Source organism: Streptomyces changanensis, from assembly GCF_024600715.1.
Taxonomy (GTDB): domain Bacteria; phylum Actinomycetota; class Actinomycetes; order Streptomycetales; family Streptomycetaceae; genus Streptomyces; species Streptomyces changanensis.
The window spans coordinates 3486207-3509867 of record NZ_CP102332.1 but is presented as its reverse complement, the minus strand read 5'-3'; the positions used below and the strand labels follow the sequence as shown (position 1 = coordinate 3509867).

Annotated in this window: 23 protein-coding genes, 1 tRNA gene and 1 riboswitch; of the genes, 19 read left to right on the top strand and 5 right to left on the bottom strand. The window is 73.1% G+C overall.

What is annotated here, in order from left to right; genetic code table 11:
• Positions 1-17: 17 nt before the first annotated feature.
• Positions 18-150, bottom strand: a riboswitch (cobalamin riboswitch).
• A gap of 10 nt (positions 151-160) precedes the next feature.
• From NRO40_RS15555 to NRO40_RS15545, 3 genes are all read left to right on the top strand, one after another.
• Positions 161-1597 (top strand): cobalamin biosynthesis protein CobG, encoded by a 1437-nt coding sequence (locus NRO40_RS15555; protein WP_058944372.1) that lies wholly within the window; start codon positions 161-163, stop codon positions 1595-1597.
• Positions 1598-1662: 65 nt separating this feature from the next.
• Positions 1663-2298, top strand: coding sequence for a precorrin-8X methylmutase (locus NRO40_RS15550; protein ID WP_079047389.1), 636 nt, complete (start codon positions 1663-1665; stop codon positions 2296-2298).
• Positions 2295-3797: a precorrin-2 C(20)-methyltransferase gene (locus tag NRO40_RS15545; RefSeq protein ID WP_058944374.1), complete on the top strand. Its 1503-nt coding sequence runs from the start codon at positions 2295-2297 to the stop codon at positions 3795-3797. Before NRO40_RS15550 ends, NRO40_RS15545 begins: the two co-directional genes overlap by 4 nt.
• A gap of 196 nt (positions 3798-3993) precedes the next feature.
• Here the strand turns inward: NRO40_RS15545 and NRO40_RS15540 are convergent, their stop codons facing one another.
• Complete coding sequence (locus tag NRO40_RS15540) at positions 3994-4731, bottom strand: cobalt-precorrin-6A reductase (protein WP_058944375.1); 738 nt, start codon at positions 4729-4731, stop codon at positions 3994-3996.
• Positions 4732-4743: 12 nt separating this feature from the next.
• On the opposite strand from NRO40_RS15540, the gene NRO40_RS15535 reads away from it, so the two are divergent.
• The 6 genes from NRO40_RS15535 to NRO40_RS15510 all read left to right on the top strand — a co-directional run bounded on the left by NRO40_RS15535 (position 4744) and on the right by NRO40_RS15510 (position 12027).
• Positions 4744-5856: a cobalt-precorrin-5B (C(1))-methyltransferase gene (locus tag NRO40_RS15535; RefSeq protein WP_058944376.1), complete on the top strand. Its 1113-nt coding sequence runs from the start codon at positions 4744-4746 to the stop codon at positions 5854-5856.
• A gap of 130 nt (positions 5857-5986) precedes the next feature.
• Positions 5987-8257 (top strand): ATP-binding cassette domain-containing protein, encoded by a 2271-nt coding sequence (locus tag NRO40_RS15530; protein ID WP_198549435.1) that lies wholly within the window; start codon positions 5987-5989, stop codon positions 8255-8257.
• Positions 8258-8338: 81 nt separating this feature from the next.
• Positions 8339-8944 carry an HhH-GPD-type base excision DNA repair protein gene (locus tag NRO40_RS15525; RefSeq protein WP_058944377.1) on the top strand — a complete coding sequence of 202 codons (606 nt, stop codon included), beginning with the start codon at positions 8339-8341 and terminating at the stop codon, positions 8942-8944.
• Positions 8945-9113: 169 nt separating this feature from the next.
• Positions 9114-10667, top strand: coding sequence for a M28 family metallopeptidase (locus tag NRO40_RS15520; protein ID WP_408057009.1), 1554 nt, complete (start codon positions 9114-9116; stop codon positions 10665-10667).
• Positions 10668-10995: 328 nt separating this feature from the next.
• Positions 10996-11292 carry a type II toxin-antitoxin system VapB family antitoxin gene (locus tag NRO40_RS15515; RefSeq protein WP_003955420.1) on the top strand — a complete coding sequence of 99 codons (297 nt, stop codon included), beginning with the start codon at positions 10996-10998 and terminating at the stop codon, positions 11290-11292.
• Between the two features lie 87 nt (positions 11293-11379).
• Positions 11380-12027, top strand: a complete 648-nt coding sequence (locus NRO40_RS15510; RefSeq protein WP_079047390.1) for a LytR C-terminal domain-containing protein — start codon at positions 11380-11382, stop codon at positions 12025-12027.
• A 249-nt stretch (positions 12028-12276) separates the two neighbouring features.
• Here the strand turns inward: NRO40_RS15510 and upp are convergent, their stop codons facing one another.
• Complete coding sequence (gene upp / locus NRO40_RS15505; protein ID WP_058944380.1) at positions 12277-12912, bottom strand: uracil phosphoribosyltransferase; 636 nt, start codon at positions 12910-12912, stop codon at positions 12277-12279.
• A 90-nt stretch (positions 12913-13002) separates the two neighbouring features.
• Here upp and NRO40_RS15500 point away from each other — a divergent pair, with 90 nt between their 5' ends.
• From NRO40_RS15500 to NRO40_RS15465, 8 genes are all read left to right on the top strand, one after another.
• Positions 13003-13185: a hypothetical protein gene (locus tag NRO40_RS15500; RefSeq protein WP_058944386.1), complete on the top strand. Its 183-nt coding sequence runs from the start codon at positions 13003-13005 to the stop codon at positions 13183-13185.
• Positions 13186-13609: 424 nt separating this feature from the next.
• Positions 13610-14149, top strand: coding sequence for a tRNA adenosine deaminase-associated protein (locus NRO40_RS15495; RefSeq protein ID WP_058944381.1), 540 nt, complete (start codon positions 13610-13612; stop codon positions 14147-14149).
• A gap of 80 nt (positions 14150-14229) precedes the next feature.
• Positions 14230-14658 (top strand): tRNA adenosine(34) deaminase TadA, encoded by a 429-nt coding sequence (gene tadA / locus NRO40_RS15490; RefSeq protein WP_058944382.1) that lies wholly within the window; start codon positions 14230-14232, stop codon positions 14656-14658.
• Positions 14659-14746: 88 nt separating this feature from the next.
• Positions 14747-14831, top strand: a tRNA-Ser gene (locus NRO40_RS15485).
• 254 nt (positions 14832-15085) lie between these two features.
• Positions 15086-15250, top strand: a complete 165-nt coding sequence (locus NRO40_RS15480; RefSeq protein ID WP_198549436.1) for a hypothetical protein — start codon at positions 15086-15088, stop codon at positions 15248-15250.
• A gap of 8 nt (positions 15251-15258) precedes the next feature.
• Positions 15259-15552 (top strand): Dabb family protein, encoded by a 294-nt coding sequence (locus tag NRO40_RS15475; protein ID WP_058944383.1) that lies wholly within the window; start codon positions 15259-15261, stop codon positions 15550-15552.
• Positions 15553-16051: 499 nt separating this feature from the next.
• Positions 16052-16903 carry an RNA polymerase sigma factor SigF gene (locus tag NRO40_RS15470; protein ID WP_058944387.1) on the top strand — a complete coding sequence of 284 codons (852 nt, stop codon included), beginning with the start codon at positions 16052-16054 and terminating at the stop codon, positions 16901-16903.
• 234 nt (positions 16904-17137) lie between these two features.
• Complete coding sequence (locus tag NRO40_RS15465) at positions 17138-17992, top strand: RNA polymerase sigma factor SigF (RefSeq protein WP_058944864.1); 855 nt, start codon at positions 17138-17140, stop codon at positions 17990-17992.
• 316 nt (positions 17993-18308) lie between these two features.
• On the opposite strand, the gene NRO40_RS15460 is transcribed toward NRO40_RS15465, so the two are convergent.
• Positions 18309-18521, bottom strand: a complete 213-nt coding sequence (locus tag NRO40_RS15460; RefSeq protein ID WP_079047468.1) for a hypothetical protein — start codon at positions 18519-18521, stop codon at positions 18309-18311.
• Positions 18522-18692: 171 nt separating this feature from the next.
• Here NRO40_RS15460 and NRO40_RS15455 point away from each other — a divergent pair, with 171 nt between their 5' ends.
• Both NRO40_RS15455 and NRO40_RS15450 read left to right on the top strand, forming a co-directional pair.
• The gene (locus tag NRO40_RS15455) at positions 18693-19196 is read left to right on the top strand and encodes a MarR family winged helix-turn-helix transcriptional regulator (protein WP_058944865.1); all 504 of its coding nucleotides are present in this window, start codon (positions 18693-18695) and stop codon (positions 19194-19196) included.
• 8 nt (positions 19197-19204) lie between these two features.
• Entirely contained in the window at positions 19205-20779 is a 1575-nt protein-coding gene (locus NRO40_RS15450; protein ID WP_079047469.1) for an MDR family MFS transporter, read from the top strand.
• Between the two features lie 423 nt (positions 20780-21202).
• Here NRO40_RS15450 and NRO40_RS15445 read toward each other — a convergent pair whose 3' ends face one another.
• Together NRO40_RS15445 and NRO40_RS15440 are read right to left on the bottom strand one after the other, a co-directional pair.
• Positions 21203-21988, bottom strand: a complete 786-nt coding sequence (locus tag NRO40_RS15445; RefSeq protein ID WP_058944866.1) for a TetR/AcrR family transcriptional regulator — start codon at positions 21986-21988, stop codon at positions 21203-21205.
• A 29-nt stretch (positions 21989-22017) separates the two neighbouring features.
• A complete protein-coding gene (locus NRO40_RS15440) occupies positions 22018-23526 on the bottom strand; it encodes an MFS transporter (RefSeq protein ID WP_058944867.1) in 1509 nt (502 codons plus the stop codon).
• Positions 23527-23661 lie beyond the last annotated feature (135 nt).

The following is a 23661-nucleotide window of genomic DNA, read 5'->3' as shown; positions in this document are numbered from 1 at the left end:
GGGGTGTCCTCGCCCCGGGTGGTCGTGGGTGGCGGGAGTTCCTGACTCGCGGAGCCCCTCGGGGCCCCGCTCACAGTGGCGGGACCGCGCCGGATTCGCACCGGGCTTCCTCCCTAGGGTCCTGGGACCCTGTGCCGTCTGCATAGTAGAGGCTGCGCGTATGCTCGCCGCCATGCCGCCCAGCTCATCAAAGCCCCGGAACGGGGGCGAAACCCACATACCGGAACGCGTCCGCGACCGCGGCGACGCGTGCCCCGGCGCGCTGCGGCTGCACCGCGCGGACGACGGCGGACTGGCCCGGCTGCGGCTCCCCGTCGGCGTCCTGACGAGTCATCAGATCACGGCCCTGGCCGACGCCGCCGACCGGTTGGGCGACGGCCACCTCGGCGTCACCTCGCGCGGCAACCTCGATCTGCGCGGACTGCCCGACGACTGCGGACTGGCCCTGGCGGAGCTGTTGGACGCTGCCGGGCTGCTGCCGTCCGCGGCGCACGAGCGGATCCGCAACATGGTCGTCTCGCCGCTCGCCGGGCTCGACGGGCGGGGGCACGCGGACGCGCAGGCGTGGGCCCGCGAGCTGGACGCGCTGCTGTGCGCCGAGGCGTGGACCACGGCCCTCTCGGGGCGCTTCCTGTTCGCCGTGGACGACGGGCGCGGTGACGTGGCGGGGCTGGGCGCCGATGTGACGTTGCTCGCAGAGCCGGACGGCCGCGCTGTACTGCGTGTCGGGGACGCGGGCGGGGCGGCTGCGGTCGGCGGGGCGGTCGGGGGCGGCGGGACGGCTGAGGGCGGCGGCGGGACGGCTGCGGCTGGCGGGGCGACGGCGGGCGGCGCGGTCGGCGGGACGTGGCGGGTGGCGGGCGCGGACGCCCCTCGGGCGGCGCTTGCCGTGGCGCGGGCGTTCCTCGCCGTCGCCCGGGAGGCCGGTACGGGTGCCTGGCGGGTGGCCGAACTGCCCGCGGACTGCGGCCTCGGCACCGCCGTGACCCGGCACCTGGCGGACGCGGGCGTGGTGGCGTGGCCGGAGGCGGCGTGGCCGGCGCCGGGGACGGCGACTGGGGCGACTGGGGCGATTGCGGGCACGGGTACGGGTACGGCTACGGACGCGGCGCCCGAGCCGGGGGTCGTCGGGGAGGGCGGAGCCGTGTCGGTCGTGGCGCCGCTGGGGCGGGTCACCACCGCGCAGTTCCGCGCCCTGGACCCGGGTCCGGCCGGCGAGGTGCGGGTCACGCCGTGGCGCGGCTTCGTCGTCACCGGGCTGCCCGGGCGGGCGGCGGCCGTGGAGCGCCTCGCGGCGCTGGAGGCGGCGGGGTACCTCGTGCGGGCCGGTTCGCCCTGGCTGTCGGTCAGCGCCTGCACCGGGCGGCCCGGTTGCGGCAAGGCCCTGGCCGACGTACGGGCCGACGCGCGGCCCCTGGAACACGGGCTGCCGGTCCACTGGTCCGGCTGCGCCCGGCGCTGCGGGCATCCGCAGGGCGACTGGGTGGACGCGCTGGCCACCAGTGACGGTACGTACGAGATCACCGTACGGACCGCCCCGGGCACCCGGCCACCAGCCCCGGCCGCAAGCCCCACAGACACCACCCACAACACCTGACCCACCAGGCAACCCAGGCACCACACGCACAACGCACACGCACAGGCACAGGCACAGGCACAGAGATGAGCGGGAGCACAGTGTTCGACTACGAGAAGGACGGCGCGGAGATCTACCGCCAGTCCTTTGCCACGATCCGCGCCGAGGCGGATCTCGCGGGGCTGCCCGCCGACGTCAGCCAGGTCGCCGTGCGGATGATCCACGCCTGCGGCATGGTCGACCTCGTCCGCGACCTGGCCTACACGCCCGAGGTCGTCTCCCGCGCCCGCGCCGCGCTGCGCGCCGGCGCGCCGATCCTGTGCGACGCGCAGATGGTCGCCAGCGGCGTCACCCGCAAGCGGCTTCCCGCCGCCAACGACGTCGTCTGCACCCTCTCCGACCCGTCCGTGCCGGACCTGGCCGCGAAGCTGGGCACGACCCGCAGCGCGGCCGCGCTGGAGCTGTGGCGCGACCGCCTGGACGGCGCGGTCGTCGCCATCGGCAACGCGCCGACCGCCCTGTTCCGCCTCCTGGAGATGATCCGCGAGGGCGCGCCCCGCCCGGCCGCCGTGCTCGGCATCCCCGTCGGCTTCATCGGCGCGGCCGAGTCGAAGGACGCGCTGGCGGCGTCGGACCTGGACCACATCGTCGTACGGGGCCGGCGCGGCGGCAGCGCCATGACCGCCGCGGCGGTCAACGCGATCGCGAGTGAGGTCGAATGAGCGGCAAGCTGTACGGCGTCGGGCTCGGCCCGGGCGACCCGTCGCTGATGACCCTCCGCGCGGTCGAGGTCATCGCGGAGGCGGACGTCGTGGCGTACCACTGCGCCCGGCACGGCCGCTCCATCGCCCGCTCCATCGCGGCGCGCCACATCCGCGAGGACCACGTCGAGGAGCGGCTGATGTACCCGCTCACGGTCGAGACGACGGACCACCCCGGCGGCTACCGCGGCGCGCTCGACGACTTCTACGAGGAGGCGTCCGCCCGGCTCGCCGCACACCTCGACGCGGGCCGGACCGTGGCGGTGCTCGCGGAGGGCGACCCGCTCTTCTACGGCTCGTACCAGCACATGCACAAGCGCCTCGCGCACCGCTACGAGACCGAGGTCGTGCCCGGCGTCACCTCCGTCAGCGCCGCAGCGGCGACGATCGGCAAGCCGCTGGTGGAGGCCGAGGAGGTGCTCACCATCATCCCGGGCACCCTGCCCGAGGAGGAGCTGACGGCCCGCCTGGCGGCGACCGACTCGGCGGTGGTCATGAAGCTGGGCCGGACGTTCCCCACGGTGCGCCGCGCCCTGGAGCGCGCGGACCGGCTGGCCGACGCCCACTACGTGGAGCGCGCCACCATGGAGGGCCGGCGCACGGCGCCGCTCGTCGAGGTGGACCCGGATACCGTGCCGTACTTCTCCGTCGCGGTGCTGCCGTCCCGCGTCGACACCGGCCCCGCCGCACCCGAGCGGGGCGAGGTGGTGGTCGTCGGCACCGGCCCGGCCGGCCCGCTGTGGCTGACCCCCCAGACGCGCGGCGCGCTGGCCTCGGCCACCGACCTGGTGGGGTACACGACGTACCTGGACCGGGTGCCGGAGCGCGCCGGGCAGCGGCGCCACGGCTCCGACAACAAGGTCGAGTCCGAGCGCGCCGAGTTCGCCCTCGACCTGGCGCGGCGCGGGCACCGCGTGGCGGTGGTGTCGGGCGGCGACCCGGGCGTCTTCGCCATGGCGACGGCCGTCCTTGAGGTCGCGTCGCAGGAGGGGTACGCGGACGTGCCGGTACGCGTCCTGCCCGGGGTGACCGCGGCCAACGCGGCGGCGGCGAAGGCGGGCGCTCCCCTCGGCCACGACTACGCCACCCTGTCCCTGTCCGACCGGCTCAAGCCGTGGGAGGTCATCGCGGAGCGACTGCGCGCCGCGGCCGCCGCCGACCTGGTGCTCGCCCTGTACAACCCGGGCTCCCGCAGCCGTAACTGGCAGGTCGCCAAGGCCCGTGAACTGCTCCTCGAACTGCGCGCCCCCGACACCCCGGTGGTCGTCGCCCGGGACGTGGGCGGCCCGGCGGAGTCCGTACGGGTGATCCCGCTCGCCGACCTGGACCCGACCGAGGTCGACATGCGCACCCTGCTGCTGATCGGCTCGTCGCAGACCCAGGCCGTACGGCGGGGCGATGGCGGCACGGTCGCGTGGACCCCCCGGCGGTACCCGGAGACGCCCCCCACCGGCGCCTGACCCCGTGCCCGCCCCGTCCGGCAGGCGACGCCGGCTCCACCGGTGTGCCGGGCGGGCGGCGCGGCCGGGTCCCGGCAGACACCACCCCGCCGGGACCGGGTCCCGGCAGACGCCACCCCGGCGGGTGTCGGCCGCCGCCGGCGCACCCCCGGCCGCCGTACCGGCCATACCCCCCGGCGACCGGTTCGGCGCGGGCTCAGCGCCCTGGGCGGTGCGCCCAGGCGGCTGCCTCCTCGACCGTCGCGGCCACCGGGACGCCGTCGGGCACCGGCGGGCGGCGCACGATCACGACGGGTATCCCGGCCTCGCGGGCGGCCGTGAGCTTGGGGGCGGTGGCCGCGCCGCCGCTGTCCTTGGTGACGAGCACGTCGATGGCGTACGCGCGCAGGACCTCCCGCTCCCCCTCCAGGGTGAAGGGACCCCGGTCCAGCAGGACCTCCGCCCGCGGCGGGAGCGGGGGCTCCGGCGGGTCCACCGACCGCACCAGGAACCAGGCGTCCGCCACCTCCGCGAACGCCGCCAGGCCCATGCGCCCGGTCGTCAGGAACACCCGCCGTCCCAGCTCCGGTACCGCCCCCGCCGCCGCCTCCAGGGAGTCGACCGGGTGCCAGTCGTCACCCTCCACGGGGGTCCACCCCGGGCGGCGCAGGGCGAGCAGGGGAACATGGGAGGTGGCGGCGGCCCTCGCCGCGTGGAAACTGATCGTCCCGGCGAAAGGGTGAGTGGCGTCGATGACCGCGTCCACCTGGTGCTCGCGCACCCAGCGGGCCAGGCCCTCGGCACCGCCGAACCCGCCCACCCGCACCTCCCCCGGCGGCAGCCTGGGGGCGGCCACCCGCCCGGCGAGCGAACTGGTCACCCGGACGCCGTCCGCGTCCAGCGTCTCCGCCAGGCGGCGGCCCTCGGTGGTACCGCCGAGGATCAGCACGTGCATCGGGAACCGTCCATGAGTGCGAGCGGGGGGCGCAGCGCCCAACTCAAGCACACCGGTCTCCGGTCCGGCTGGACGACCGGGGCGTGCGCGACCGCGGCGACGACCGCCGCGTACACCGCGCTCCTCACCGGCGAGTTCCCGGACCCCGTCACGATCACCCTGCCCAAGGGGCACACGCCCGCCTTCGCGCTCGCCGCGGAGGAGCACGGCGGCTCGTACGCCATGGCCGGGATCGTCAAGGACGCGGGCGACGACCCGGACGTGACGCACGGGGCGCTCGTCCGCTCGACGGTCCGGCTGCTGCCACCCGGCTCGGGGGTCGTCTTCCGCGCCGGTGCCGGGGTCGGCACGGTGACCCGGCCGGGGCTCCCCCTGGAGGTGGGCGAGCCGGCGATCAACCCGGTCCCGCGCCAGATGATCCGCGACCACGTGGCGCGGGCCGCCGCCCGCCACGGTGGGACGGGGGACGTGGAGGTCACCGTCTCCGTGGACCACGGCGAGGAGATCGCCCGCTCCACGTGGAACCCGCGCCTGGGCATCCTGGGCGGGCTTTCGATCCTCGGGACGACCGGGATCGTCGTGCCGTACTCCTGCTCCGCCTGGATCGACTCCATCCGGCGCGGGGTCGACGTGGCGCGGGCGGCGGGTCGCACCCATCTGGCGGGCTGTACCGGGTCGACGTCCGAGAAGACCGCCGTGTCCCTGTACGGCCTGCCCGAGGACGCGCTCCTCGACATGGGCGACTTCGCGGGGGCCGTGCTGAAGTACGTGCGCCGGCACCCGGTGGAGCGGCTGACGATCTGCGGCGGGTTCGCGAAGCTGTCCAAGCTGGCGGCGGGCCACATGGACCTGCACTCGGCGCGCTCGCAGGTCGACAAGGGGCTGCTCGCCGAGCTGGCGCGGTCGGCCGGCGCGGACGAGGCCCTCGCCGCCGAGGTGGCCGCGGCCAACACGGGGCTGGGCGCGCTCCACCTGTGCTCCGCCGCGGGCGTCCCGCTGGGCGACCGGGTCGCCGAGGTCGCCCGGGACCAGGCGCTGGCGGTGCTGCGGGGCGCGCCGGTCATGGTGGACGTGGTGTGCATCGACCGGGCGGGAACGGTGGTGGGCCGCAGCACGCCCCGCTAGCCCGGAAGGGGATGGGGCGGCGGCTGTCCGTGCGCCCGGCGAGACTCCCGGCGCCCTGTCAGTGGGCTCTGCGACGATCGAGCCGAGTGATCGCACGATGCCGGAGAACCCCGACTCAAGGAGCCGAGCGATGTCGACCGCCCCCGCTGACAGCCACGACGTGATCCAGGTCCGTGGAGCCCGCGAGAACAACCTCAAGAACGTGTCGGTGGACCTGCCCAAGCGTCGGCTGTGCGTCTTCACCGGCGTCTCCGGATCCGGCAAGTCGTCGCTGGTGTTCGGCACGATCGCCGCCGAGTCGCGGCGGCTCATCAACGAGACGTACACGGCGTTCCTCCAGTCCTTCATGCCCAGCAGCGGGCGGCCCGACGTCGACCGGTTGGAGAACCTGAGCGCGGCGATCATCCTGGACCAGGAGCGCATGGGCGCCAACGCCCGCTCGACCGTCGGCACGGCGACGGACGCGTACGCGATGCTGCGGATCGTCTTCAGCCGGCTCGGCACGCCGCACGTGGGTGGCGCCGGGGCGTTCAGCTTCAACCTGCCCGACGGGATGTGCCCGCGCTGCGAGGGCATGGGCCAGGTGTCGGACATCGACGTCGACCGGCTCGTGGACCGGGACCGGTCCCTCAACGAGGGCGCGATCACCGTGCCGAACTTCGCGGTGGACTCCTGGTACTGGCAGGTGATGGCGCACTCCGGGTTCCTCGACCCGGACAAGCGGCTCGCCGACTACACCGAGCAGGAGTGGGAGGACTTCCTGCACCGCCCGGCGACGAAGGTGAAGGCCGGCAGCCAGACGCTCACCTACGAGGGACTCGTGGTGAAGGTGCGGCGGCTGTTCCTGGCGAAGGACCGGGAGTCGATGCAGGCGCACATCCGGGCCTTCGTCGACCGGGCCGTGGTGTTCACCGACTGCCCCGACTGCGGAGGCAGCCGGCTGAACGCCGCCGCCCTGTCGTCGCGGATCGACGGCCTCTCCATCGCCGACTGCGCGGCGATGCAGATCAGCGATCTGGCCGCGTTCGTCCGGCGGATCGGCGACCCGTCCGTGGCGCCGCTGCTGCAGAACCTGCGGGCGCTGCTGGACTCGCTCGTGGAGATCGGGCTGGGCTACCTGTCGCTCGACCGCCCGTCGGGCACCCTGTCGGGCGGTGAGGCGCAGCGCGTGAAGATGGTCCGCCACCTCGGGTCCTCCCTCACCGACGTCACGTACGTCTTCGACGAACCGACCATCGGCCTGCACCCGCACGACATCCAGCGGATGAACGACCTGCTGCTGCGCCTGCGCGACAAGGGCAACACCGTGCTCGTCGTCGAGCACAAGCCGGAGGTCATCGCCATCGCCGACCACGTCGTCGACCTCGGCCCCGGCGCCGGCACGGCGGGCGGCGAGATCCAGTACAGCGGCGACGTCGCGGGGCTGCGCGCCTCGGACACGCTGACGGGCCGCCACCTGTCGCACCGGGTCGCGCTGAAGGAGACCGTGCGGACCCCGACGGGGCACATCTCCATCGAGGGGGCGAGCCGGCACAACCTGCGCGACGTCAGCGTCGACATCCCGACGGGTGTCCTCACGGTGGTGACCGGCGTCGCCGGCTCCGGGAAGAGCAGTCTCGTCCACGGCCACCTGCCCGGTCGCGAGGGCGTGGTCGTCGCCGACCAGTCGCCGATCCGCGGCTCGCGCCGCTCGAACCCGGCCACGTACACGGGGCTCCTCGGCCCCATACGCACGGCCTTCGCCAAGGCCAACGGGGTGAAGGCCGCCTTGTTCAGCGCCAACTCGGAGGGGGCCTGCCCGCGTTGCAACGGCATCGGACTGGTCTACACGGACCTGGCGATGATGGCGGGCGTCGCCTCGGTCTGCGAGGCGTGCGAGGGCCGCCGCTACACGCCGGAGGTCCTCACCCACAAGCTGCGCGGCAAGGACATCAGCGAGGTCCTCGCCCTGTCCGTGGACGAGGCGTACTCCTTCTTCCCCTCCGGCGCGCCCCACACCCTGCTCGGCCGTCTGCACGACGTGGGCCTGGGCTACCTGCGGCTGGGCCAGCCGTTGAACACGCTGTCGGGCGGCGAGCGCCAGCGGTTGAAGCTCGCCGTCCACATGGCGGAGAAGGGCGCGACCTACGTCCTGGACGAGCCGACGACGGGCCTGCACCTCGCCGACGTGGACCAGCTCCTCGCCCTCCTCGACCGGCTGGTCGACGCGGGCAACACCGTCGTCGTCATCGAGCACCACCAGGCGGTCATGGCCCACGCCGACTGGCTGGTCGACCTCGGTCCGGGCGGGGGCCACGACGGCGGCCGGGTCGTCTTCACCGGTACCCCCGCCGAGCTGGTCGAGAAGGGCGACACCCTGACGGCCCAGCACCTCCGCCGGTACGTCGACGGATCCCGCTGAGCCCACGGCCGCGCGCCCCGGTGTGACCCCACAGGCCCAAGCCGCCGTGCACCGGGGCGTCCCGCGCACGATCATCGGTCCATGGACACCCGCGATCCCGAGATCCACCTCGCCCAGCAGCCCGACGCGGACGCCCTCCTGGCCCGCAGCCCCCTCGCGGCGCTCATCGGCATGCTGCTGGACCAGCAGGTACCGATGGAGTGGGCGTTCTCCGGGCCGTACACGATCGCCACGCGCATGGGCGGTGACGACCTGGACGCCCGGGAGATCGCCGCCTACGACCCGGAGCGGTTCGCCGAGCTGCTCTCCACCAAACCGGCCGTGCACCGCTACCCCGGCTCGATGGCGCAGCGGGTCCAGCAGCTGTGCCGGTACCTCGTCGACGAGTACGACGGGGACGCCGCCGCCGTCTGGGCCGACGCCGCCGGCGGCAAGGAGCTCCTCGCCCGGCTGCAGGCGCTGCCCGGCTTCGGCCGGCAGAAGGCGCAGATCTTCCTGGCGCTCCTCGGCAAGCAGTACGGCGTGCGCCCCAAGGGCTGGCGGGAGGCGGCCGGCCCGTACGGCGAGGTCGGCTCGTACCGGTCGGCGGCGGACATCACGGGTCCCGAGTCGCTCGCGAAGGTGCGGGCGCACAAGCAGGAGGCGAAACGCGCGGCGAAGGCCGCGAAGGAGAACAAAGAGGCTTAGACGTCGACACATGCGCCCACCATGGCCGCTCACGAGGAAGTCGTCCGCCGGATCATCCACAACCCCCTCAATTCCTATGATTAATCGGGTGAGTTGTGGCACATGTGTTCACAGAAGCCCGGCAGATCGCTAGCTTCCCCTCAACCTCGTCCGTACGGGAAGGACCTCTGTGAACGCATCCCCTCGCAGAGCCGTGGCCACCCTGGCCGCAGCCGCACTCGCCACTCCGCTTCTGCTGGCCTCTGCCTCTCCCGCCTCCGCCGGTCGCGCGACCCCGGCCAAGGAGGCGTCCCAGCTCGCCCGGAAGCTGGTCGAGTCGGCCTCCGCCGACAGTGCCCACCGGCACCTGCGGAAGTTCCAGCAGATAGCCGACACCGCCGGGGGCAACCGCGCCGCCGGCACATTGGGCTACGACGCCTCGGCGGCGTACGTGTACCAGCAGTTGAAGAAGGCCGGGTACGACGTGTCGTACCAGGAGTTCAGCTTCATGTACACGGAGACGCAGGCGCAGAAGCTCTCCGTCGTGTCGCCCGACCCGCGTGACGTGACCGTCTCCGCGATGACGTACACGAAGTCGACGCCGGTCGGCGGTATCACGGCCGCCCTCGCCGCCGCCCCGGTGGACGCCGACGGCTCGCACGGCTGCGAACCGGCCGACTTCGCGACCGGCACCTTCACCGGCAAGGTGGCGCTGGTCAAGCGCGGCGGCTGCACCTTCGCCGCCAAGCAGGCCAACGCCGCCGCGGCCGGCGCGGTCGGCGCCCTCGTCTACAACAACGTCGAGGGCAGCCTCGGCGGGACGCTCGGCTCCGCCGACGCCGGCAAGATCCCCACGGGCGGCGTGAGCCAGGCGGACGGCGAGGCGCTCGCCGCGGCCGTGGCCGCCGGCCCGGTGCAGGTGAAGCTCGACATCCGCCAGATCCAGCAGATGCGGACCACGCGGAACGTCATCGCCGAGACCCAGCGGGGCAACGCCGCGAACACGGTGATGCTCGGCTCCCACCTGGACTCGGTCACCGCCGGCCCCGGCATCAACGACAACGGCTCCGGCTCCGCGGGCCTCCTGGACGTGGCCCTGAAGTTCGCCCCGCACAAGCACAAGGCGACCAACAAGGTCCGCTTCGCCTGGTGGGGCGCCGAGGAGAACGGTCTGCTCGGCTCGGAGCACTACGTCGGCGCGCTCGACGACCTGAGCCGCAAGGAGATCAAGCTCTACCTCAACTTCGACATGATCGCCTCGCCGAACTACGGCCTGTTCGTCTACGACGGCGACAACTCGGACGGCGTCGGCGCCCCGGCCGGCCCGGCGGGCTCCGCCCAACTGGAGCGGGACATCAACACCTTCCTCGACGGCCGGGGGACCCCGCACGAGGGCACCGACTTCACCGGCCGCTCCGACTACGGCCCGTTCATCGAGGTGGGCATCCCCGCCGGGGGCACGTTCACCGGCGCCGAGGGCGTGAAGACGGCGGCGCAGGCGAAGAAGTTCGGCGGTACGGCGGGTGTCGCGTACGACCCCTGCTACCACGCGGCCTGCGACGACCTCGACAACATCGACATGCGGGCGTTCGACGTCAACATCGACGTCATAGCCAATGCCGTGGGCACCTACGCCCACGACATCAGCTCGCTGCGCAAGCCGGTCGAGACGGTCCCGACGGACGGCGACGCCGGCAGCGGCGGCGGCCTCCACGACGACCACGGCCACGAGCCCACCGAGTAACGCACCCGGGCACCCGGCGACGGGCGCGCCGCCGCGGGGCCGACGTCCCGCGGCGGCGCACACCCCTCCCGCGCCCGCCCGCCGCGGGAAGCTGCGGACCCGCGCCCGCCGGCACCGAGCCCGCGCACACCCTCCGTCCGCACGGGGCGGGCTCGCGCCCGGAGCCGCCAGGCGGCGCACTTCCACCGCCGCGCACCCGGCGTACGCTTCGAGCGCACCGCCCAATGCGGCGAAATGTCCGGATCCGTCGGCTATGCCACCCCCCGTCCGAGCGGGCGCCACCCTCGCGTGGCTGCGCCGGGAGCCGCTCGCCCGGTAGGCTTTCCGTGTGATCTTCAAGCGCATCGGTAACGGGCGGCCGTATCCCGACCACGGCCGGGAAAGCACCCGGCAGTGGGCGGATGTCGCGCCGCGTCCGGTCCGCCTCGATCAGCTCGTGACCACCAAGGGTCAGCTGGACCTCGAAACACTCCTCGCCGAGGACTCGACGTTCTACGGCGACCTCTTCGCGCACGTCGTGAAGTGGCAGGGCGATCTGTACCTCGAGGACGGCCTCCACCGCGCCGTGCGCGCTGCGCTCCAGCAGCGGCAGGTGCTCCACGCCCGCGTGCTGGAACTCGGCTGACCCTTTCCGGCACGTTTGCCACCCGTCCGGCCCTCAGCTGCTGATCGTTTAGTAGGCATAGTCGGCGGGCCGCATTACGCTGCGCCCATGAGCATGCTCACTCCCCCCGGCATGGGCGGAAAGTACCGCATCACGGGCACCGCTTACCCCCGCATGCGCCGGCCGCGCCGCCGTGGCCGCATCGTGGCCGCCGGTATCGCCGCCACCGCCGCTCTCGGCCTGGCCGGCTGGGGGACGCTCCAGCTCATCGACGTGTTCGGCGGCGGCAGCGGGGACACCGCACGCTCCACCACCGCCGGGCCGGCCTGTGCGACCGCGAGCCCGTCACCGGCCGCGGCGGTCGCCACCTCCTTCCCGAAGCCCGCCGACATCACGGTGAACGTCTACAACGCCACGCCGCGTAGCGGCCTCGCCAAGACCACCGCGGACGAGCTCAAGAAGCGCGGCTTCGCGATCGGCAAGGTCGGCAACGCGCCGGTGACGTACGACAAGAAGGTGCCGGGCGCCGGGATACTGCTGGGCGCGCCGGGTGCGGCGAAGGGTGCCTTCCCCGTCCTCGGTACGCACCTGAAGGGCGCCACCACCAGGACGGACGCGCGCGCCACGGCGGACGTGGACCTGATCATCGGTACGGGCTTCCGCACCCTCGCCGCACCGCAGGACGCGACCGCGGCGATGACGGCGCTGCTGCACCCGGCGCCCAAGACCGCCACCTGCGCCCCCGAGAAGGGCTGACGGCCGGCCGCCGGAGCAACGCCCACGCCTGCCGACCGGTGGCAGGCGTGGGCCGAGCGCCGGGGGTGGAGCGCAGGGGAGAAGAAGCACCCGGGAAGAGCACCGGGGAGGAAGCACCCGGGGAGGAAGCACCCGGGGTGTGGCACGCCGGGGAGGGAGCACCCGGGGAGGAAACACCCGGGGTGTGGCACGCCGGGGACTGGCACGCCGGGGCGCCCCGGTCCGTCCGGTCGGGGCGCCCGGGTGGTCCTACTCCGCGGTGCCGTACATGCGGTCGCCCGCGTCGCCGAGGCCGGGAACGATGTAGCCGTGCTCGTTGAGCCGCTCGTCGACCGAGGCCGTGACGACCGTGACCGGCGCGCCCGCCAGTTCCCGCTCCATGACCTCGACGCCCTCCGGCGCCGCCAGCAGCACGACCGCCGTCACGTCGTCGGCGCCCCGCCTGATCAGCTCCCTGATCGCGGCGACGAGCGTGCCGCCCGTGGCCAGCATGGGGTCGAGCACGTACACCTGGCGGCCGGAGAGGTCCTCGGGCATGCGCGTGGCGTAGGTCGACGCCTCCAGCGTCTCCTCGTTGCGGATCATGCCGAGGAAGCCCACCTCGGCGGTCGGCAGCAGCCGGACCATGCCGTCGAGCATGCCGAGGCCGGCGCGCAGGATCGGCACCACGAGGGGGCGCGGGTGCGACAGCTTCACGCCGGTCGTCGCCGTCACCGGCGTCTCGATGTCGACCTGCTCGGTGCGCACGTCCCGGGTGGCCTCGTACGCGAGCAGGGTGACCAGCTCGTCGGCGAGCCGCCGGAAGGTCGGGGAGTCGGTGCGCCTGTCGCGCAGCGTGGTGAGTTTGTGCGCCACCAGCGGGTGGTCGACGACGTGGATCCGCATGCGCACAACAGTAGCCCGCACTGGCATCAACCCACGCAGCCGAGGGAAGGTGGAGTCGGACGAACGCAGCCCTGGGGTGGTGGTGTGGCCATGCCTGACCGGGAAGGACCCGACGGCCGGAAGGCCGCGGACGACACGGAGCGCAGGCGCCGCCGAGCGCAGTTCCTGCGGGAGCTGAACGAGGCACGGGCACTGCGCGAGCGCGTCCAGCCACGCCGCGCGCGGGCGGCACGCATGCGGCAGGCGATGCGCATGCGGACGTTCCGCTGGTGAGGCCGTGAAGCCGTGAGGCCCCGGCGGCCCGCCACCCGGGCCCGCCGCGGGCGTCCGCCGGGGGGCTCGCCGAGCGGCCACCGGGACGACCCACCGAGCCGCCGGGAAGGGCCCCCGGGCGGTCGCCGGGAAGGGCCCGCCGAGTGGGCGCCGGGAGGGACCCGTCGGGCGGCCACCGGGAAGGGCCGGCCGCCGCGGGGGTGCCCGGGAGGGCCCACCCCGGGCGGCCCGTGACCGTGCGTGGTCATCGGCGGCGAGAGGGGCCGGGGGGTGACGCCGACCGGGTCGCGGCCTCAGACTGGTGCACGACGCAAGAGCGGAACACCTCTCCTCAAGGCTCCGCATCTGCCACGATGCCGAGTGGGCGGGCCATTCAGGAGCGTGCCGCCCGATCGTCACACCTCTGATCAGTGGGAGAGTCACGGTGTACTTCGCCGCACTGCTCACGCTCACCGAAGACGGGTGGGTAGCGAGCGACACAGAGCTCGACGATGTGGAGACCCTGGCGGATCTGATCGGCCTGGCCCGCGAAGCCTCGCCGGACGACGACCCGGTGCTCGTCTTCATCGAGCAGGAGGACGCGTGGTTCGGCATCGTCCGCGTGGAGGGCGAGGAGGACCCTCGCATCTTCGTGTCGGACGGGGCGGCCGCCGCCCGCTCCTCGTACGGGGAGATCCTGACCAAGGAACTGCTGGGCGCCGACCGGGACGACGAAGCGGCCGACCTGGACGCGCTGGACCTGGACGGCACCGAGGACGGGGAGCCGGCCGACACGGAGGACGAGACCGAGGAGGAGACGGAGGCGGTGGCCGGGACCGTACCCCCCGCCGCGCCGGTCGGGGACCGGCTGATCCTGGACGACCTGGGCCTGTCGGAGAAGGAGCTGCTGGCCCTCGAAACCGACGCGCTCTCCGAGATCACGGACGCGCTCGGGGCCTCCGAGGTGCTGGAGACCGTCCGCTAGTGCACGATCCGGCGACTCCCGACCGCATAGCGAGGAAGACCGCGGCCCCCGACCCCGTGCGCGCCCCTTGGCGGGCGGCCATGGAGCGGGCGCTGGCGGAGGCCGCGCGGGCCGCGCTGGCCGGCGACGTGCCGGTCGGCGCGGTGGTGCTCGGACCGGACGGCTCGCTCGTCGCGACCGGGCACAACGAGCGCGAGGCCACCGGCGATCCCACCGCGCACGCCGAGGTGTTGGCGCTGCGCCGCGCCGCGGAGCGGCTCGGCGCGTGGCGGCTGACGGGCTGCACCCTCGTCGTGACGCTGGAGCCGTGCGTGATGTGCGCGGGCGCGCTCGTCCAGTCCCGCGTCGACCGGGTGGTGTTCGGGGCCCTCGACGAGAAGGCGGGCGCCGTCGGCTCGCTGTGGGACCTGGCGCGGGACCGGCGGTTGAACCACCGTCCGGAGGTGGTGCACGGGGTGCTCGCCGAGGAGTGCGCCGAGCAGCTGACCCGCTTCTTCCGCGACCGCTGAGGCCGACCCGGGCCCCGCGGGCGGGCGATCGGCGCGCCTTCCGATACGGATTTCGGCGTCGGGGCTCCTTTGGGCTAAGCTCTCTCTCGGTAGCGTGTCCGAGCGGCCGAAGGAGCTCGCCTCGAAAGCGAGTGTGGCGCAAGTCACCGAGGGTTCAAATCCCTCCGCTACCGCTCTCATCGAAGGGGCGGCCCCACGGGGCTGCCCCTTCGGCGTTCCCCACCCCACTCCCGGGCACGGCCTCCCGGCCGCCCGAGGACGGCCCCAGAGCGGGCCCGGGACGGACCCGGGACGGACCGGGGCGGCTTTCCGGTCGCGCCGCCCCGGGCGGTAAAGGGCCTCGATCGCCGAGGTCTTGGCCCCTGATCGCTCGGTTAGACTCACCCGACCGCCAGGGGAAGCACAGGGGAACGGGGAGACGGCGACGATGGCGCAGGCGAAGAAGATCACGTCGTTCGTGCTCGCCGTGTTCGTGCTCTACACGATCATCCAGTCACCCGAGCGTGCCGCCGACCTGGTCCAGATAGGCTTCGAGGGCATTTCGAGCGCCGCTCAAGCGGTCGGCCAGTTCATGACCGCGCTCATCAACTAGGAGTCCGCGTGATCCGCCACCTGGTCCTCTTCAAGCTCAACGAGGGTGTACAGCGGGACGAGCCCCGTGTGGAGGCGGGAGTACTGGCCTTCCAGGAGCTCGGCGACCTCATCCCGGAGCTGACGGCCTGGGAGTGCGCCTGGAACATCACCGACCGGCCGATCGCGTACGACTTCGCCATCAACTCCGCCGTCGAGGACCTGGACGCGCTCAAGCGGTACATCGAGCACCCCGCGCACCAGGCGGCCGCCGGGCAGTGGCGGGAGTTCGCCACGTGGGTGATCGCCGACTACGAGTTCTGACGGCGCTCGCACCCCCTGCGCACCCGGGAGCCCCGCACGTGACCGTGCGGGGCTCCTTCGCGTACGGCCGCTCCGGCCTCAACACGGTGTCACCGGGTGCTTGCGCACAGTGGACATGTCTTGTGATGCTATGACCGCTTTTGACGGATGAGTTGATCGAAGTTGATCGTAGCCGCGAAGGGGTGGCGTGAACGTGCCGGCCAGTACCACGCCTCACCAGGTGCCTCCCCAGAACGAGCCGAAGTGCGAGACCCGGAGCGAGACCCGGGGCGGAGCCCCGGGCAGCCCCAGGAGCGCGTCCGGAAACGAGCCGGACGGGCCCCCGGACACCGATCCGGCGAAGCCCGCGCCCACAGCCTCACGCGCAGCCGCTGCCGCCGAGGTGGCGGTAGCCGCGGCGGAGCCGGCGGCAGGACCGGGCGCCGAGCCCGACACGAGGCCCGCCCCCGCGACCGGAAGCGCCCTCGAGCCGAACACCGAGCCCGCCGTCGAGCCCGGCATTGAGCCCGACGCCGAGTCCGGCACCGCGGCCGAGGCCGCGACCGACACCGAGCCCGACGCCGAGTCGGATGCCGACTCCCGCCCGCGCCGGGCGGCGGACACCCGGGCGCTCACCCAGGTGCTCTTCGGCGAGCTGAAGAAGCTGGAGCGCGGCACCCCGGAGCACGGCCGGGTGCGCGCGGCTCTCATCGAGGCGAACCTCCCGCTCGTGCGCTACGCCGCCGCCCGTTTCCGGTCCCGCAACGAGCCGATGGAGGACGTCGTCCAGGTCGGCACGATCGGCCTGATCAACGCCATCGACCGGTTCGACCCGGACCGCGGGGTGCAGTTCCCCACCTTCGCGATGCCCACGGTCGTCGGCGAGATCAAGCGGTACTTCCGCGACAACGTCCGCACCGTGCACGTGCCGCGGCGGCTCCACGAGCTGTGGGTGCAGGTGAACGGCGCCACCGAGGACCTCACCACCCTCCACGGCCGCTCCCCGACGACCGCCGAGATCGCCGAGCACCTGAAGATCTCCGAGGACGAGGTCCTGTCCTGCATCGAGGCGGGCCGCTCGTACCACGCGACCTCCCTGGAGGCCGCCCAGGAGGGCGACGGGCTGCCCGGACTGCTGGACCGACTCGGCTACGAGGACCCCGCCCTCGCCGGCGTCGAGCACCGCGACCTCGTCCGGCACCTCCTCGTCCAGCTGCCCGAGCGGGAGCAGCGGATCCTGATGCTCCGTTACTACCGGAATCTGACGCAGTCGCAGATCAGCCAGGAACTCGGCGTCTCGCAGATGCACGTGTCAAGACTCCTCGCCCGCAGCTTCGCCCGGTTGAGGTCCGCAAACAGGATCGATGCATAGCTGGAACGGGTAGACCTGTTTGGCCCACAATCAGCCGTTCCAAAAGCCGCACACCCCCTGTTTCCAGCACAGACTTCCCCCACCCATGTCGACAAGTCACTACAGCGTGTTGCCGACATGTGACATTCTGCTGGAACCGCGTTTGCCGCAGTCTCGGCGCCGGTATTCACGTGGAGGCTGCGTTCCTCCGATGGTCGCGGCTCCCGCGACCATCCGCGACCTCAAGGGGGTGGCATGTCCGCAGAACAGGGCAGCTCGAAGGTGTTGACGCTCACCAAGAGCGAACCGGCCGCGCTTCTCGACTCCTCGGAAGCCATCGACACGCGTACGCTCTCCCGCTCCCTGTTCCTCCGCCTCCGCACGCTGGACGCGGCGGGCGCGGCGACGGACAGCCCGGAGCGTACGTACGTGCGTGACACGCTCATCGAGCTCAACCTGCCGCTCGTGCGGTACGCGGCGGCCCGCTTCCGCTCCCGGAACGAGCCCATGGAGGACATCGTCCAGGTCGGCACCATCGGCCTGATCAAGGCGATCGACCGGTTCGACTGCGAACGCGGCGTCGAGTTCCCGACGTTCGCGATGCCCACGGTCGTCGGCGAGATCAAGCGCTTCTTCCGCGACACCTCCTGGTCCGTGCGCGTGCCGCGCCGCCTCCAGGAGCTGCGCCTGGCGCTCACGAAGGCCAGCGACGAGCTCGCGCAGAAGCTGGACCGCTCCCCCACCGTTCCCGAGCTCGCCGCCGTCCTCGGGGTGTCGGAGGACGACGTCGTGGACGGCCTCGCCGTCGGCAACGCCTACACCGCGTCGTCGCTCGACTCGCCGTCGCTGGAGGACGACGGCGGTGAGGGCTCGCTCGCGGACCGCCTCGGGTACGAGGACACCGCGCTGGAGGGCGTCGAGTACCGGGAGTCGCTGAAGCCGCTGCTGGCCAAACTCCCCACGCGGGAGCGGCAGATCATCATGCTGCGCTTCTTCGCGAACATGACGCAGTCGCAGATCGGCGAGGAGGTCGGCATCTCGCAGATGCACGTCTCCCGCCTCCTGACCCGCACGCTGGCGCAGCTGCGGGAGGGGCTCATCTCGGACTGAGCCGAGCCCGCGGGCCACGCGGACCACGCGATCGACCCGGCGGCGGGTCGATGGCGTGGCCCACGGTGCGCCGGGGGCGGTCGGTGCGCCCGTAGGCAGCGCTCAGCCGGTGCGCCCACGCGCCCGGCCGGCATGCCGGAACGTCCCGCCGGCACCCCCCGAGCGCCCAGCCGGTACGCCGGGGAGCGAGGAGTGCGCCGGCACGCGAGGGGCCGGCGCCGGACGGCGTGCGGGCGTACGGCGTCCGGCGGGTGACGTGCGACGTGCGGGCGTGCGGCGTCCGGCCGGTGACGTACGACGGGTGACGTGCGGGTGGTCAGGACAGGGCGAGCCAGGCGACCGCGGCGATGACCGCGAGGGCCGCCACCACGCCGACGATCAGGCCGACGCGCGGGCCGGACGACTGGACGACGGCCTGCTGCTGCCGCTGCGGGGCGCCCTCGTCGACGAAGGCGCGGAACATCTGGGTCGAGCCCGCGGGGTCATAACTGCCCTCGGGGCCCTGGGGGGCGTGCGGGTTGTGTGCCATGGGGCAGGACCCTAGCGAATCCGGCCGTCCCGCCCCACCCCGGGCGCCCCCTGAATGGATCTTGACCTTTCTTTGCCAGGTCTTTGGCCGCTTACGCCCCCATTTCATTTGCCTGTAGCAACCATCCACACATATGGTTGCTCTAAGCAACAAGATGCGGAGGTGCCGACGGTGGCAGCACGCGGTCAGTACGAAGAGCTGGCCCGCCAGCTCAGCGCCGTCGGAGCCGTCAAGCGCGGCATCGCACGGATGCTCCCCACCGAGTGCCCCAGCGGGGCGGCCGCGGTGCTGGCCCTGCTGGACCGGTACGGGGACATGCGGATGAGCCGGCTGGCGGAGCTGATGGCCATCGACATGTCGGTGACCAGCCGCCACGTCGCCCACGTCGTGGAACGCGACTGGGTGGAGCGTTCACCCGACCCGGGCGACCGGCGCTCCCGCATCCTGCGGCTCACCCCGGACGGCCGGGCGGTCCTCCGGGACCTCGGGCGACGCGCCGCGGACCTGTTCGCGGACCGGCTCGGGGACTGGTCCGACGACGAGGTCGGACAGCTGATCACCTTGCTGGCCCGCCTGCGCGGATCCTTCGGGGACTGCCGGGCGCAGCCGACGAGGGCGCGGACACCGCAGGAAGAACCGCAACCAGCACACACGACGCAGACGACGTACGCGTAAGGAAGTTCATGGCTACGACCACACCGACCGACGTGCGGGACGGCCACGCCGACGGGGCCGCCGGCGAGCCGATGACGCACCGACAGATCATGGAGGCGCTGTCCGGGCTGCTGCTCGGCATGTTCGTCGCCATCCTGTCGTCGACGATCGTCTCCAACGCCCTCCCCGAGATCATCTCCGACCTCGGCGGCGGCCAGAGCGCCTACACCTGGGTGGTGACGGCGTCGCTCCTCGCGATGACGGCGACCACTCCGCTGTGGGGCAAGCTCGCGGACCTCTTCTCCAAGAAGCTGTTGGTGCAGCTGGCACTCGTCATCTACGTCGTCGGTTCGATCGTCGCGGGCCTGTCGCAGAGCGCGGGCATGCTGATCGCCTGCCGCGTCGTCCAGGGCATCGGCGTCGGCGGGCTGTCGGCCCTCGCCCAGATCGTCATGGCCGCGATGATCTCCCCGCGCGAGCGCGGCCGGTACTCCGGCTACCTCGGGGCGACCTTCGCCGTCGCGACGGTCGGGGGGCCGCTGATCGGCGGCGTCATCACCGACACCGACTGGCTGGGCTGGCGCTGGTGCTTCTACGTGGGCGTGCCCTTCGCCGTCCTCGCGCTGATCGTGCTCCAGAAGACGCTGCGCCTGCCGGTGGTCCGGCGTGAGGTGAAGGTCGACTGGTCGGGCGCGGCCCTGATCAGCGCCGCCGTGTCGCTGCTGCTCGTGTGGGTGACCTTCGCCGGGGACAAGTACGACTGGCTGTCGTGGCAGTCGTACCTGATGGTGGGCGGCTCGGTGCTGCTCGGCGCGGCGTTCGTGCTGGTGGAGTCCCGGGCGAGCGACCCGATCATCCCGCTGCGCCTCTTCCGCAACCGCACGATCACGCTGGCCTCGCTGGCCTCGCTCTTCGTCGGCGTCGCGATGTTCGCGGGCACGGTCTTCTTCAGCCAGTACTTCCAGCTGGCCCGGGACAAGAGCCCGACCATGTCCGGCGTCATGACCATACCGATGATCGCGGGCCTGTTCGTGTCGTCCACCGTCTCGGGCCTGGTGATCACCCGGACCGGGCGCTGGAAGGCGTGGCTGGTGACCGGTGGCGCGCTGGTGACGGCGGGCCTCGGACTCCTCGGCGGACTGCGCTACGACACCGAGTACTGGCACGTCGCGGTGTACATGGCGGTCCTCGGCCTGGGACTCGGCATGATGATGCAGAACCTCGTCCTGTGCACCCAGAACCAGGTCGCCACCGCCGACCTGGGCGCCGCCTCGTCGGTCGTGACGTTCTTCCGCTCCCTGGGCGGCGCCGTGGGCGTCTCCGCACTGGGCGCGGTCATGGCGAACAAGGTCACGGAGTACGTCAAGGACGGCCTCACCGCCCTCGGCCCGCAGGGCGCGGCCCTCGGCCACGGCGGCACGGGCGGCGGCGGCATCCCCGACCTGGAGAAGCTGCCGGAGCCGATCCGCCTGGTGATGGAGAACGCGTACGGGCACGCCGTCGGCGACATCTTCCTGTACTCGGCGCCCTTCGCCCTGGTCGCCTTCCTGGTGACGCTGTTCATCCGTGAGGTCGCGCTGAAGAGCGCGAAGGCCGACCACTGAGGCCGGGCCACTGAGCCCCGGGCGCGCCGCTCCGTAGCGGAGGGCGGCGCGCCCGGCAGAAGAGGGCCCCGGCGGCCGGAGTGTGGGAGGGGACGCCCACACTCCGGCCACCGGGGCCTCACTCGTCCCCCGCGTACGACGCCGACCCGGCCGGCCTGACCCGACCCGGCCGACCCGGCCGACCCGGCCGAACAGGACCACCCGACCACCCGACCACCCGACCGACCCGGCCCACCCGGCCGAATCCGGGCACCGGGTCGGTGCCCTCGCGTCCCGGTGGTGCGGGTGGCGAAGGGGTGCGTACCCCCCTCCGTTCAACCGGGGAGGGTCCGCTGCCAGGAGTGACCGACCCCGGGCCGCACCCCGCGCCCTCCCGGCCGGGGCCGGAGGGGGCTGCGGCGGGGCGCAGGGCCGTGGTCGCCGTCAGGTGCCGTCGCCGGAGGACATCGCCTCGATGCCCGCGAGCAGCAGCTCGAAGGCGAAGGCGAAGTCGCGGTCGCGCATCTCCTCCACCGTCCCGCCGCCCCGGGCGGCCACCATCTCCGCGGCGGAGTCGACCATCGGGGCCAGCTCCGGCTGCCCGTCGACGGCGCTCATCGCGTACCGGAAGTACTCGTCCTGGCTGAGCCCGGCCTCCTCGCAGCGCCGGAGGAAGTGGCCCTCGATCGTGCCGAAGCCGTACACGAACTGGAAGACCGCGGCGATGGCGCCGGTCTGGCGGTCCGGGGGCAGGCCGGTGGAGCGGACGATCCGCTGCACGGACAGGACGAACGCCGCCCAGTGCGGGCCGACGTTGAGGAAGCGGCCCATCAGCGGTGACATCCACGGGTGGCGGACGAGCAGGGCCCGGTACCCCTCGGCGAGCCGGCGCAGCCGGTCGCGCCAGTCGCCGTCCTCCGCCTCGTCGGGCAGCGGCACCTCGCCGACCGCCGCGTCGCTCGCCAGCTCCAGCAGGTCGTCCTTGGAGTCGACGTACCAGTACAGGGACATCGCGGTCACGTTCAGCTCGGCCGCGAGCCGGCGCATGGAGAACTTGGCGAGGCCCTCCTCGTCCAGCAGCCGCACCGTCGCCGCCGTGATGCGGTCGCGGTCCAGGCCGGACGGCTGGTCGCCGCCCGGCCTGCGGCCCCGGGACGTCGCCGCCTTGCCGTCCAGCCAGACGCTCATGCGCGCCGGGCGCTTCGTGTCGCGATCGGCTGCCGCCACCATGGCCTCCTCGTCGTTCCGTGCCGCCGATGCTATGCCGGGGCCGGCGCGCGTCGCTCCGCCCGCCGCAGCAGCAGCGCCGCGAGCAGGCCGCCCGCGAGGACCGCGACCGCGCCGACCAGCTGGCTGGTCTCCAGGCCCGCCGCGAACGCGTCGGCGATACGGGCCCGCTCCGACGGGCCCTCCGCCGCGGCGAGCGCCGCCGGCAGGGAGACGGCGGTGACCGAGGCGAGCGCGGCGAACCGCGCGTTCAGCACGGCACCCAGCACGGCGACGCCCAGGCCGTTGCCGATCTCGGCGAGGGTGCCGTTGATCCCGGCGCCGACACCGGCCTTCTCCGGCGGTATGGCGCTCATGATGGCGTTGGCCATGGCCGGCATCGACAAGGAGACGCCCGCGCCCATGACGACGAGGCCGAGGAGCATCCCGCCGTAGCCGTGCGCGCCGCCGAGGAGCGCGATCGAGGCGAGCCCGGCCGAGACCAGGGCCATGCCGAGGGCGATGGTGAGGGGCGTGCCAAGCTTCGGCAGCAGCCTGGCGCCGACCCCGCTGAGATTCAGCACGACGACGGTCAGGGCGAGCGGGGCCGTGCGCAGACCGGCGGCGAGCGGGTCGTACCCGAGGACGAACTGCAGGTGCTGCGTGAGCAGGAACAGCGAGCCGGTCATGCCGAACGCGACCAGGATCGCGCCCGCGACGGCGCCCACGAACCGCTGGTCGCGGAAGAAGTGCATGTCCAGCATGGGGTGCGGGACGCGCAGCTCCCAGAACGCGAACGCGCCCATGACGACCAGGCCGAGCGAGGCCGAGCCGAGGACCTGCCCGGAGGTCCAGCCGTGTTCGGGGCCGTTGATGATGGCGTACACCAGCGCCGTCATACCGACCGTGGACAGCACCGCGCCGAGCAGGTCGGGACGGTCGCCCTGCTTGTGCCGGGACTCCGGTACGAGGAGGGCGACGGCGATGAGGCCGAGCACGGCGACCGGCAGGTTGACCAGGAAGATGGCGCCCCACCAGAAGTGGTCGAGCACGAACCCGCCCAGCAGGGGGCCGGCGGCGAAGCCGAGCGAGCTGACCGTGGACCACAGGGCGATGGCCTTGACCCGCTCCGTGTCGTCGAAGATCTGGACGACGACGGCGAGCGTCGTGGTCATCAGCAGCGCGCCGCCGACGCCCATGCCCGCGCGGGCGGCGATGAGCTGCGTGGAGCTCTGCGCGAGGCCGGCGGCGAGCGAGCCGACGCCGAAGAGCGCGAGGCCGGTGAGGAGCATCCGCTTGCGGCCGTAGCGGTCGGCGGCGTTGCCCGCGGTCAGCAGGAGGCCGGACTGGACCAGGGCGTAGGCGTTGATCATCCACTGGATGTCGGCGGTGGACGCGTCCAGCTCCCGGGTGAGGGAGGGGATCGCCACGTTGAGCACGGTGTTGTCGAGCAGCACGGTGAGCTGGGCCAGGCAGATGACGGCGAGGATCAGCCAGCGCTGCGGGTGGCCGCCGCCGGGCGCGGCGGCGGTGGGCGGGTTCTCGGCGGTCGTCGCCGTCACGGAGGCGCTCCTTTACGGTGTAAGAGGTTGATGCCTTACACCGTAAAGGAGAGTCCCTTACGCCGTATAGTGATTATCTTCGGCCGGCTCTTTCACGTCAGGTCGCGCCGCGGGGGGCCTGGTGGGTGTGCGGGA

What these genes read in the sequence shown, in the direction of transcription:
- NRO40_RS15555 (WP_058944372.1), top strand. Translation starts at nt 161, where the DNA reads ATGCTCGCCGCCATGCCGCCCAGCTCATCAAAGCCCCGGAACGGGGGC.
- NRO40_RS15550 (WP_079047389.1), top strand. Translation starts at nt 1,663, where the DNA reads ATGAGCGGGAGCACAGTGTTCGACTACGAGAAGGACGGCGCGGAGATC.
- NRO40_RS15545 (WP_058944374.1), top strand. Translation starts at nt 2,295, where the DNA reads ATGAGCGGCAAGCTGTACGGCGTCGGGCTCGGCCCGGGCGACCCGTCG.
- NRO40_RS15540 (WP_058944375.1), bottom strand. Translation starts at nt 4,731, where the DNA reads ATGCACGTGCTGATCCTCGGCGGTACCACCGAGGGCCGCCGCCTGGCG.
- NRO40_RS15535 (WP_058944376.1), top strand. Translation starts at nt 4,744, where the DNA reads ATGAGTGCGAGCGGGGGGCGCAGCGCCCAACTCAAGCACACCGGTCTC.
- NRO40_RS15530 (WP_198549435.1), top strand. Translation starts at nt 5,987, where the DNA reads ATGTCGACCGCCCCCGCTGACAGCCACGACGTGATCCAGGTCCGTGGA.
- NRO40_RS15525 (WP_058944377.1), top strand. Translation starts at nt 8,339, where the DNA reads ATGGACACCCGCGATCCCGAGATCCACCTCGCCCAGCAGCCCGACGCG.
- NRO40_RS15510 (WP_079047390.1), top strand. Translation starts at nt 11,380, where the DNA reads ATGAGCATGCTCACTCCCCCCGGCATGGGCGGAAAGTACCGCATCACG.
- upp (WP_058944380.1), bottom strand. Translation starts at nt 12,912, where the DNA reads ATGCGGATCCACGTCGTCGACCACCCGCTGGTGGCGCACAAACTCACC.
- NRO40_RS15500 (WP_058944386.1), top strand. Translation starts at nt 13,003, where the DNA reads ATGCCTGACCGGGAAGGACCCGACGGCCGGAAGGCCGCGGACGACACG.
- tadA (WP_058944382.1), top strand. Translation starts at nt 14,230, where the DNA reads ATGGAGCGGGCGCTGGCGGAGGCCGCGCGGGCCGCGCTGGCCGGCGAC.
- NRO40_RS15480 (WP_198549436.1), top strand. Translation starts at nt 15,086, where the DNA reads ATGGCGCAGGCGAAGAAGATCACGTCGTTCGTGCTCGCCGTGTTCGTG.
- NRO40_RS15465 (WP_058944864.1), top strand. Translation starts at nt 17,138, where the DNA reads ATGTCCGCAGAACAGGGCAGCTCGAAGGTGTTGACGCTCACCAAGAGC.
- NRO40_RS15460 (WP_079047468.1), bottom strand. Translation starts at nt 18,521, where the DNA reads ATGGCACACAACCCGCACGCCCCCCAGGGCCCCGAGGGCAGTTATGAC.
- NRO40_RS15450 (WP_079047469.1), top strand. Translation starts at nt 19,205, where the DNA reads ATGGCTACGACCACACCGACCGACGTGCGGGACGGCCACGCCGACGGG.
- NRO40_RS15445 (WP_058944866.1), bottom strand. Translation starts at nt 21,988, where the DNA reads ATGGTGGCGGCAGCCGATCGCGACACGAAGCGCCCGGCGCGCATGAGC.